Source organism: Kosmotoga arenicorallina S304 (assembly GCF_001636545.1).
In the GTDB taxonomy this organism is placed as follows: domain Bacteria; phylum Thermotogota; class Thermotogae; order Petrotogales; family Kosmotogaceae; genus Kosmotoga_B; species Kosmotoga_B arenicorallina.
Window position 1 is genome coordinate 1 of sequence record NZ_JFHK01000027.1, and the last position, 1,577, is coordinate 1,577.

Annotated in this window: 1 protein-coding gene and 1 pseudogene; both read left to right on the forward strand. The window is 41.5% G+C overall.

Going from position 1 to position 1,577, the window contains the following annotated elements:
• Positions 1–232 precede the first annotated feature (232 nt).
• Entirely contained in the window at positions 233–610 is a 378-nt protein-coding gene (locus tag AT15_RS10455; protein ID WP_068348927.1) for a helix-turn-helix domain-containing protein, read from the forward strand.
• A pseudogene (locus tag AT15_RS09410) lies at positions 556–1,539 on the forward strand (IS3 family transposase); the annotation flags it as partial. The gene AT15_RS10455 and the pseudogene AT15_RS09410, both read left to right, overlap by 55 nt.
• Positions 1,540–1,577 lie beyond the last annotated feature (38 nt).

Sequence of the window (1,577 nt, forward strand, 5' to 3'; positions counted from 1 at the left end):
GCGTGGGTGGATGTGCACTGCGAAGGAGCTGTTAAGCACGCTGTGCGTGGGTATGACTGGCTACGCCAGTGTTATGAACTCCTTCGGAGTTGCCACGACCAGCTCTGCTGGTGTTTAGAAGTTCTCTCGGATCTCGGATTCTCGGTTCTCGGCTTTTCAATCGTAATCACCCCCTAAAGAAATAGGACAGGGAATAACGAGGTGATAGTATGAAAGAAAAGGGGGTGAAGGGATGAGAAGCAGGGGACAATATTCAAAGGAATTGAAGCTAAAAGTGGTAAGAGAATACGAAGAGGGCCACAAAAACACAAGAGAAATCAGGGAAGAATACGGGATACCGGATTCCACATTATGGGGTTGGATAAACAAATACAGAGCGGAGGGAGAAAGTGCTTTTGAACCGAAACTCAGAGCCGGAGATTTCATTGTTGATCCAACGAAGATACCGCCTGTTCTGTACAAAGAGATAGGGCTTGACAAGATAAAGAAAGACCCAAAAGAGCTAAAAGGGGTTCTCAACGAAATCGAGAAGTACAAACTCATAATAGCAGAGAAAGAACTGGAGATAAGGTTGCTAAAAGAAGCGCTAAAAAAAACAAGAAAAGGCTAGCAGTTGAACTTATCGCTGAAACATATATGGGTTATGGTTTTTCAACCTCTTATCTTTTGAGAATCTTTGGAATAACCAGGAGCAGTTACTATCGCAGGAAGAAGCTCCTTTTCTTTCTCAAGAAGACAAAACCAGGTAGAAGGCGCAATTACTGTCTAAAGACAAAGGGTGGGAGAATAGAAGATAAAGAGCTTGAAAAATTACTCAAAGACATATACAGCAGAGTGAATCCATATGAACCTGAGTATTATCTGAAAGTATTAGGAAGCAAGAAGCTCAGCAAGTATTTTCTGAATGAATTTGGGATAATAGTGAACCACAAGAAAGTACACAGAATGAGAAAAAAACTGGGATATGTGAGGAAATACAGGTCGAGACAGCACCATCCTGTTAGGCGTTCAACCCAGCACGAGATAGACAGGACAGGAATACTGTGGGAAGCAGATATTAAGTACATAAGCACAATACAGGAAGGGAATATAGCCTTGTTGGACATAATAGATGTATATTCAAGGGAAATAGTGGGTTCATATCTTGGGAAGAGTTGCAAGTGCAAAGATTTTATTCGAACACTGGGAAGGGCAATGCTTTACCAAGAAACGGTGCCTCGGTTGGTCCGTACGGATAATGGAAGCCTGTTTACAGCTAATTACACCCGGGAATATTTTAAAAAGAATGAGATAGTCCAGGAATTCGGGATAAAGCACCATCCTGATTCCCAGGCTTTCATTGAATCCCAGCATTCGAATGTACAAAAAGAATTCGTATCCATGAATACATTTGAGAATGCGGAAGACGTTTACAAGAAATACCAGGTGTACATGAATTTCTATCACAATCTCAGACCACATGGTTCTTTGAAATACATGACACCACAAGCTTTTAAGAAATGTCGTAGCATTTCCATGATTCAATCCGTTAAAGCTTGATTTCGTTAACCCTTGTCTCATTATTGGGGGTCAGACCG